The 6,352-nt window shown below is 41.5% G+C and carries 6 protein-coding genes and 2 pseudogenes; 6 read left to right on the forward strand and 2 right to left on the reverse strand.

The genetic code is table 11. The features are described from left to right. Positions 1-3 precede the first annotated feature (3 nt). The 6 genes from E4T71_RS03300 (at position 4) to ftsH (ending at position 5,877) form a co-directional block, all read left to right on the forward strand. A complete protein-coding gene (locus E4T71_RS03300; protein ID WP_135036783.1) occupies positions 4-270 on the forward strand; it encodes an RNA-binding S4 domain-containing protein in 267 nt (88 codons plus the stop codon). Continuing rightward, a complete protein-coding gene (locus tag E4T71_RS03305; RefSeq protein ID WP_135036786.1) occupies positions 263-631 on the forward strand; it encodes a septum formation initiator family protein in 369 nt (122 codons plus the stop codon). Before E4T71_RS03300 ends, E4T71_RS03305 begins: the two co-directional genes overlap by 8 nt. Positions 632-836: 205 nt before the next feature. Next, positions 837-2,036: a serine hydrolase gene (locus E4T71_RS03310; RefSeq protein ID WP_167758467.1), complete on the forward strand. Its 1,200-nt coding sequence runs from the start codon at positions 837-839 to the stop codon at positions 2,034-2,036. Then, positions 2,033-3,310 (forward strand): tRNA lysidine(34) synthetase TilS, encoded by a 1,278-nt coding sequence (tilS, locus tag E4T71_RS03315; RefSeq protein WP_135036793.1) that lies wholly within the window; start codon positions 2,033-2,035, stop codon positions 3,308-3,310. The genes E4T71_RS03310 and tilS overlap by 4 nt, the downstream gene beginning before the upstream one ends. A gap of 9 nt (positions 3,311-3,319) precedes the next feature. Beyond that, positions 3,320-3,859 carry a hypoxanthine phosphoribosyltransferase gene (hpt, locus tag E4T71_RS03320; RefSeq protein WP_135036796.1) on the forward strand — a complete coding sequence of 180 codons (540 nt, stop codon included), beginning with the start codon at positions 3,320-3,322 and terminating at the stop codon, positions 3,857-3,859. Positions 3,860-3,882: 23 nt separating this feature from the next. Then, positions 3,883-5,877: an ATP-dependent zinc metalloprotease FtsH gene (gene ftsH / locus E4T71_RS03325; RefSeq protein ID WP_135036799.1), complete on the forward strand. Its 1,995-nt coding sequence runs from the start codon at positions 3,883-3,885 to the stop codon at positions 5,875-5,877. A 182-nt stretch (positions 5,878-6,059) separates the two neighbouring features. Here ftsH and E4T71_RS10195 read toward each other — a convergent pair. Next, positions 6,060-6,191: pseudogene (locus tag E4T71_RS10195) on the reverse strand (IS630 family transposase); the annotation flags it as partial. Positions 6,192-6,244: 53 nt separating this feature from the next. Continuing rightward, positions 6,245-6,352, reverse strand: a pseudogene (locus E4T71_RS03330) (IS5/IS1182 family transposase); the annotation flags it as partial.

A 6,352-nucleotide genomic window follows, 5' to 3' on the forward strand; every position in this document is an offset into this window, starting at 1 on the left:
GTTATGCGATTAGACAAATATCTGAAAGTATCTCGCTTAATTAAGCGACGTCCAGTTGCCAAGGAAGTCGCGGACAAAGGAAGAATTAAGGTGAATGGTATCCTTGCAAAATCATCAACGGATTTAAAAATTGATGATGTTGTTGAAATCCGATTCGGAAACAAACTGGTCCGAGTGCGTGTATTAGAAATGCTCGATAGTACCAAAAAAGAAGATGCTTCTAAAATGTATGAATTATTGGAAGAAGTAAGGATCGAGGAAGATGCCTAAAAACGTACTCCAAATGAAGAATGCCTATATTGATGAAGGAACGTCCCAACGGCGCCAGCAGTATGATCGTCGTCGCCAACGGAATCGCTTTATAGGCTGGGTCCTTATCTTAGTCGTATTGCTTTTTATTCTGCCTATTTTTAATTTAGTTAGAAGTCGGGAACTTTTAGAACAGCGGCAAAGACAGTACCGAGAAATGACCCAACAATACCAACAACTAGAAAAGGAAGAGGAGAGATTATCAACGCTAGCAAGAAAGTTAGAAGATGATGACTATGCTAGCAAGTATATGCGTGCCCGTTATTATTACTCTAAAGACGGAGAAACCATTTACACGATTCCAGATCTCCTACCTAAATAAATGGAAAAATCAGAACTCATGAAAAAGGTTGCTCTTTTCCTCCAGTTTTCAGAAGAAAAACTGATAGAACTAGAGGAAAAGAACAAATCCTTCTATTTAAATGAACATGTGGAAGACAAGTAGACAGAAGTGGTTCATTCTGCCAGTTCTTTGCTGGTTTGCGATGTGGTCCTTCTTAGAACTAGATCCGGCAGAAAACCTAAACGTGAGTCCAAGAGAGAAGGCACTGCTAACCCAAGTGTCTTTCGGTCTTTTTTATCAGGAAATTCCGAGGAAGCCACTAGCGGCTCAGGACTTGGTTACCTTTAAAGATCAAGACTTAAAGCAGGTAGATAAACAAATTCCTTTAAATCAAGCTTTGGAAATCCAAAGCTTGATTTACCATGAGGATGGCAGGCCGCTTTTTAAACTGAGGGATGGCGGCTACCTCCTAGCGAGTCGAAGTTTGGTATATGACCATCACTTGCTTAAGACAGAAACCTTTGATTCGCAGTTTTGGCTTGAACCTGGTGCTCAATTTTACAAAGAGGCTCCCTCTGCTCAGACCAAGCCAATACAAGTTTCTTACAAACCCTATCAACAGGTGAGGATTGTAGGAAAACTAAGTTATCCTCGAAGTCAATTTGGACTGACGGATAAAGGAGAGTATGTAGCTTGGTCGTCCTTATCGCAAGAAGATAATCGAATTCAGCGCGTGCAGGAGATCTTAGAGCAGAAGTACAAAGAAGATGGAGTCGGAGTCTATGTTAAACAATTAACCACGAATCAGGTTGCAGGTGTGAAGGCAGATCTGCCCATGTACTCGGCGAGTATTACAAAACTTCCCTACCTTTACTATGTTCAGCAGCAAGTCCTAGATGGGAACTTAAAATGGACAGATAACTATGCCTATACCAAGGAAACGGAAGATTATGATGGGGCCTATGATCCAGCTGGTACTGGAAGTCTTCCTAAAGAACCAACTGGTCAAAAATACAGTCTGAAGGAGTTGGTGGAAAAGGCAGCTAAAGAATCAGATAACGTAGCTCACAATATGCTGGGGTACTATGGAACAGACTCTTCGAATGCGACCTTCCATCAGGCAATTCGAAAGATTGTCGGCCAGACTTGGGATGTTGTTGATCGCGAAGTAACTCCAGAGATGGCAGGATTGCTGATGGAAGCTATCTACCTTCAAAAAGGGGAACTTTTGGAGATGCTCAAGCAAACTCAGTTTGATGATCAACGAATTCCCAAGGAACTACCGATTCCAGTTGCCCATAAAATTGGGGATGCGGATGCGTTTCACCATGATGCGTCTATTGTTTTTACCAAGTCGCCTTATGTTCTCGTTGTTTTTACGGAGAATAAGGACAACAACCTCATCTCTCACATTTCCAAGGATATCTACGAGGTACTGAAATGACACTTGAAGCAAACCTACTCCAGCATATAGTGGATCGGCAGTTTTTTCGAGACCATACCAAAGTTTTATTGGCTCTTTCTGGAGGTAAAGATTCCTTGTATCTGTTGAGTTTTCTTTATCGCTACCAAGAGGCATTAGGAATCCGTCTGGGATTGGCCCATGTTAACTATGGCCAGCGACCTGAAGCCGTTTGGGAAGAGGAGTCCCTCAAGCGGCTTGCTGAGGACTTGTCTCTTCCCTTTTATAGACGCTCTTTTAAAGGCGATTTCACAGAGGTGACTGCGCGTGACTTTCGGTATGATTTTTTCAAAAGCCTGATGGTAGAGGAATCCTACACGGCTTTGGTTACAGCTCATCACCGTGATGACCAGGTTGAGACGATTTTGATGCGGATTATTCGAGGCAACCATTTGGAAAGTTTACAAGGGATTAGCGAGTGCCAGGACTTTGGTCCTGGGCAATTACTTCGCCCTCTGCTTCCTTTTGCTAAGGATGAACTACCCCAGAACGTTTATTTTGACGATAGTTCTAATACTTCGCCGACTTATTTTCGCAATCGCATTCGCCACCAGCTTCTGCCCCTATTACAGGAGGAGAATCCCAAGATTGCTCAAGGTCTTTTACGCCTGTCCCAACAGGTGGAAGAAGCCTATAGTCTCTTGAACAGCTTGACCACCCCTTTGGATCCGGATCATTTGGAAAAATGGCAAGAGGAACCGAAATCTTTGCAAATGTACCTATTAGACCAATATTTAAAAAACTATCCCCAACTCCAGAGGGGATCGAAAAGTCTAGAATTTCTGGCGCATCTGTTAAGGAAGGATGGGAGTCATCGTACTTATCTTGGTCAAGGTTACTGGTTAGATAAACGTTATAATCGCTTTGAAATAACGACCTGTCCCCAGTCCCCAAAAGAGGTAAATCCTTTTTGGTTAGAATTCGGTCAGGTGACTGACTTTGGTTCTTTTCATTTTTCCTTTGGAAAAAAACCAAAAGGTCCGATCTTGCTGGAAATTCTTGTGGAGGCGGCACCGGTTCTCTTACGACGGCGTCAGGAAGGGGATGTCTTTGAATGGAATGGCCATCAACGCAAATTAAGGCGTTGGTTTATTAATGAAAAAGTGCCACTTCAGGAGCGGGAACACGCTGTCATTGTGGAGCAGAATGAAAAGATTCAGGGAATTCTCAATACTCATGGTCCATGTTTGAGTATCCAGAATGAACATGGTATAATGAAGGCTAGAATTTATGTCCAAAAGATAGGAAAAGAATAGGAAATATATATGTTAGATCAGGATATCAAGAAGGTTCTTATCTCTCATGAGGAGATTGTTGTTGCTGCTGAGAAATTAGGGCAAAACTTAGCAGCTGAGTATAAAGATAAAAATCCAATTTTCATTGGAATTTTAAAAGGCTCTATTCCATTTATGGCGGAGTTGATCAATCACGTGGATGCTCACTTGGAGACAGATTATATGGCTGTTTCTAGTTACCAAGGTGGGAAAGCGAGTACGGGTGAATTGACTATTGTCAAAGATCTAACAGCTGACATTGAAAATAGACATATTGTCATCATTGAAGATATTATTGATTCTGGTTTGACTCTCGATATTTTGAAGCGGATGTTTTTGGAGCGCAACCCAGCTTCCCTTAAAATTGTGACTCTTTTGGATAAGCCAGAAGGACGTAAAGTTGAAATTGATGCGGACTATTCTTGCTTTACTATTCCAAATGAATTTGTTGTTGGATTTGGACTAGATTATCAAGAAAATTACCGTAATCTTCCTTATATTGGAGTTTTAAAAGAGGAAGTTTATAAATAAAATATAAAAGGAAACATAGGTACATGAAGAAACAAAAAAACCGATTCGTCGGTCGTAATCCCTTGGCGTATCTTCTCGTGATTGTAGCCGTGATTACTGGTTTCCAGATGCTGTTTGGATCCAACTCCACTAGTCAAACTCAGCAACTTACTTTTACTGACTTGACTAAGCAATTGGAAAAGGGAAACGTCAAGGATATCAGTTACCAACCAAATGGTAGTGTAATTGAGATTCAAGGGACTTATAAAGAAGCACAAAAAGTAGAAAATGATTTAGGGATTCAATTTTTTGATGCCACTTCTACCAAGGCTGAGAATTTTACTAGTATCATTTTGCCAGCAGAATCCAACATTGCTAAAATTCAAGAGCTAGCTCAGGAAAATGGCGCTGACCTTAGCATCAAGCGAGAAAGTTCAAGTGGTGCTTGGATTCAGTTCATGATTAGCATTGTTCCATTTGTTATCGTTCTTTTCTTCTTTATGACGATGATGAACCAAAATGGTGGTGGAGCGCGTGGTGCCATGAATTTTGGTCGTAACCGTGCGAAAGCGACTACCAAAGAAGAAATTAAAGTTCGTTTTGCAGATGTTGCTGGAGCGGAAGAAGAAAAACAAGAATTGGTTGAAGTTGTTGAGTTTCTTAAAGATCCAAAACGCTTTACCAATCTAGGTGCTCGAATTCCGGCGGGTGTCTTGTTAGAGGGCCCTCCAGGAACCGGTAAAACATTATTGGCCAAGGCTGTAGCTGGTGAAGCCGGCGTTCCGTTTTTCAGTATCTCTGGTTCTGATTTTGTGGAAATGTTTGTCGGAGTTGGTGCAAGTCGCGTTCGTTCACTTTTTGAAGATGCTAAAAAAGCTGCACCAGCTATCATCTTTATTGATGAGATTGATGCTGTTGGACGCCGTCGTGGTGTTGGTATGGGAGGCGGAAATGATGAACGGGAACAAACGCTCAACCAACTCTTGATTGAAATGGATGGTTTTGCAGGAAACGAAGGCATTATTGTGATTGCTGCAACCAACCGGAGTGACGTGTTAGATCCAGCCCTTCTTCGTCCAGGTCGCTTTGATCGTAAAATTTTGGTAGGTCGTCCAGATGTCAAGGGGCGTGAGGCTATTCTCCGTGTTCATGCCAAGAACAAACCATTGGCAAAAGATGTTGATCTGAAATTAGTGGCACAACAGACCCCAGGTTTTGTTGGTGCTGATTTGGAAAATGTTTTGAACGAGGCTGCTTTGGTTGCTGCCCGTCGTAACAAGAAAGAAATTGATGCATCTGATATTGATGAAGCGGAAGATCGTGTGATTGCGGGGCCTTCGAAGAAGGACAAGGAAGTTTCAAAACGAGAACGAGAAATTGTTGCCTACCACGAAGCTGGTCACACTATCGTTGGATTGGTCTTGTCGAATGCACGTGTGGTTCACAAGGTTACGATTGTTCCACGTGGCCGTGCTGGTGGTTATATGATTGCTCTTCCTAAAGAGGATCAGTCCCTTCTATCTAAGGATGATATGAAGGAACAATTAGCTGGTCTGATGGGTGGTCGTGTGGCCGAAGAACTCATCTTTGGTATTCAGACTACCGGAGCCTCTAATGACTTTGAACAAGCAACACAGATGGCTCGAAGCATGGTGACTGAGTACGGTATGAGTGACTTACTTGGACCGGTACAATATGAAGGTAATCACGCTATGTTGACGGGACAGGTGAGTCCTGAAAAATCTATGTCAGAACAAACCGCTCGTGAGATTGACCAAGAAGTTCGTAAGCTTCTAGTTGAAGCTCATGAAGCAGCCCGTAAGGTTATTGAAGAGAATCGTGATAAGCATACTTTGATTGCCCAAGCCCTCCTAGAACATGAAACCTTGGATAGCCAAGAAATCAAATCTCTTTACGAAACAGGTCAGATGCCTACAAGTAAAGAGGAAGAGGAGACAGATGTGCATCCCCTCTCTTTTGATGAAGTTGTTTCCAAGATGGAAACGGAAAAACAGTCTCATTCAGATACTGAATCCTAATGGATCATCTTGGGTAACGGTATAAAGTACGTCGAATTTACTATTTAATAGGTAAAAGAGTTTATTTCTTAGTTAATGGAATAAACTCTTTTTTCTATTTAGTTGTAGTGAATCTTAAATCTTTAGACAGTCTAAGGAGTCCACTTCTTTGTATGACGGATTATTCAAATTGGTACTGATACTCATTCAGAATCAAAGTTAGCAGATATCCATTCTCTACGGACAATAGATTGTAATTGACTAGCTGATAGATTTTGAATGACCTCTTGAAGCTGATCAATGACATCATCCAATGTTTTAAACACCTTATTCTTAAGGGAACCTCTAAAAACCTCCGTTTTTCTCTAATAGACTTCCTGCGAAACGTTTATAGCCTTTCAAAATTGATAATACCAGCAATCAAGTTCATTCTTAAACCAAATCGTTTCTTACGATTGCGGTAAGTTGTTGAAAAGATGTTAAACACTTTGAACTT

It is taken from the genome of Streptococcus sp. WM07 (assembly GCF_004570525.1).
Taxonomy (GTDB): domain Bacteria; phylum Bacillota; class Bacilli; order Lactobacillales; family Streptococcaceae; genus Streptococcus.

What these genes read in the sequence shown, in the direction of transcription:
- E4T71_RS03300 (WP_135036783.1), top strand. Translation starts at nt 4, where the DNA reads ATGCGATTAGACAAATATCTGAAAGTATCTCGCTTAATTAAGCGACGT.
- E4T71_RS03305 (WP_135036786.1), top strand. Translation starts at nt 263, where the DNA reads ATGCCTAAAAACGTACTCCAAATGAAGAATGCCTATATTGATGAAGGA.
- tilS (WP_135036793.1), top strand. Translation starts at nt 2,033, where the DNA reads ATGACACTTGAAGCAAACCTACTCCAGCATATAGTGGATCGGCAGTTT.
- hpt (WP_135036796.1), top strand. Translation starts at nt 3,320, where the DNA reads ATGTTAGATCAGGATATCAAGAAGGTTCTTATCTCTCATGAGGAGATT.
- ftsH (WP_135036799.1), top strand. Translation starts at nt 3,883, where the DNA reads ATGAAGAAACAAAAAAACCGATTCGTCGGTCGTAATCCCTTGGCGTAT.